This is a genomic window from Prevotella sp. P6B4 (genome assembly GCF_000619985.1).
In the GTDB taxonomy this organism is placed as follows: domain Bacteria; phylum Bacteroidota; class Bacteroidia; order Bacteroidales; family Bacteroidaceae; genus Prevotella.
This window is the reverse complement of record NZ_JHVE01000043.1, coordinates 1-2076: the sequence shown is the minus strand read 5'-3', so window position 1 is coordinate 2076 and position 2076 is coordinate 1. Positions and strand designations below refer to the sequence as shown.

Annotated in this window: 2 protein-coding genes; one reads left to right on the top strand and one right to left on the bottom strand. The window is 41.8% G+C overall.

Annotated elements, in window-relative coordinates; all coding sequences use genetic code 11:
* Positions 1-133: 133 nt before the first annotated feature.
* Positions 134-1183, bottom strand: a complete 1050-nt coding sequence (locus tag T491_RS0115175; protein ID WP_155950174.1) for a hypothetical protein — start codon at positions 1181-1183, stop codon at positions 134-136.
* Between the two features lie 711 nt (positions 1184-1894).
* Here T491_RS0115175 and T491_RS16785 point away from each other — a divergent pair.
* The coding region (locus T491_RS16785) for a hypothetical protein (RefSeq protein WP_036916233.1) at positions 1895-2076 on the top strand (182 nt) is incomplete at its 3' end.

Here is a 2076-nt window from a genome sequence, read left to right as displayed (position 1 = left end):
GCGCTATTTCATTCCCATCAGCGACAAGGAGATTCCCCCCACCAGCATCATGCGTGAGTTCGTAGGTGGCAGCAGCTTCAAATACAGGGGCTAAACAAAAACGGTGCATCTCGTATAGAGTTGCACCGTTTTTTTACATCGTAGTATCGTAGGCTGAGCTGTCATCATCTTCATACACGCCCCATCGACGAGTATTCCATACTATATTCTTTATCTCGATGGTCTGTGTTCCCATCAGATCAATAAGCTTCGACTGAGTCATCTCACATGGCCAACCATTATAGAAGTAGTTGTACTGCTCAGAGTAGGTAATCTTTGCTTCGCTATATTCCGTCGAGTCGATAGCCTGATTCATTTCATCTAAGTGCTTGTCGCTTATCATCTTGTTGAAGTACATTTTCAGCATATCCTTTACGTCGTCTTTGGGTACGGTGGTTTCTGATACGCTATGCACATAATAATCATCTTCGAATCCGTAGTCATCGTCGGTCTTACCATAACTTGTCACAATTACGCTATGTTGTGGATATCCGTTATCTGAAGGCTCTTCGTTCTCTACTTTACCTATAGGCAGCGACTTGCCATGTAACAAGAACAGCAACTGCAGATCGTCATTATTGGCCAGGAAAGCCTTCTCGTTAGAAAACATAGTTGCTACCTGTGCTTCAAATCGATGTCGAGGAAGCACTTCACTCATCGCAGGCATATTAGTATAGATTGAGTCAAATATCGCCTTAGATGCAGCTTTCATATAGTTTTTCACCTCTGTCCAGTTCTTCACGTGTTCGATAGTGCCATACTCATCTGTAGAAAACAGCACCTTCACATCGCCCATCTTTTCCATTATCGACTGCATCACACGTGTAAACATAGAGTCTTTATATTCCACTGTAGTGTTCAGCGTATTGTATTCTATCAGATATCCTTTCGACGTCGAGTCGACTACCACCAATTGTATATCGCTCTTGATGTAGTGGTCTACGATGGTATCATTTTTTTCCACCTTAGCCTCGTAATCCTGATATTGATAACACATGGTGTCGTTCTTGCAGAAATATGCAATAACATTTACTACCGAATCCTGACTAGCCTGCTGGGCAGTCACCGCTTGGGCTGCAACGGGCATAGCACACAATTGCAGAGTAAGTGCCATTACGGCACGTAACAGATTTTTCTTGTTCATAATACAGTTAGCCATTTAAGCATGGTAGGCTTATTTTTAATTCAGCGACAAAGGTACACACAATTCTTCATTCCGCCAAATAATTATGCGAGAAAAATGATATTTGATCACTTTCTAGATTTACTTCAGGACCGTCCCTGTGAAAAGCTGTGATACTCAAATTCTCTTTGCAAATATAAAAAATCTGCTAATTCCTTCTTTGTTTCAGATAAATTTCCTATATTTGCAGCCGAGATTTGAACATTTTGTAACGGAGATTTGAACATTTTGTAATCAAGAATTGAACATTATGGAGTACAAAAGACCACAATTTGCAGAGGTACTGGAACGAATGAACGAACCAAGAAAATATATTATTGGCGCGAACGTTATGATGAGGTAGACTATATTGTTGCGAGTCAAGGAACAGCGATAGCACTTGAAGTGAAAAGTGGGCGACGTGGTATGAATAGTGGATTACCAAAGTTCTGCGAAAGCTTTCATCCCAAACGGGCATTAGTCATCGGCACCGATGGCATACCATTCAAAGAATTCTTTCATATGAAAATCGAGGATTTGTTATAGAAAAAAAACTATTGGTGTCCGATAAATTCCTTTATCTAATAATTATCATCTGCTAAGCGGAATCTGATTGGTATACAATAATGTATTCTGGCAGGTTTCCCTCTCCACATACCTGGTATCACTTCTGAGCAGCTGAACCAGGAGTTTTTGGATAAGAAGGACCTGGCAGAGATGTTTGTGGCCTGCTTCCGTCAGCCTATCGATGGCGAGAACGTAAAGACGATGAACTGCGACGAGTACGCCGAGGCCCATCGCCTGTTGAAATTCCTGCGCTATTTCATTCCCATCAGCGACAAGGAGATTCCCCCCACCAGCATCATGCGTGAGTT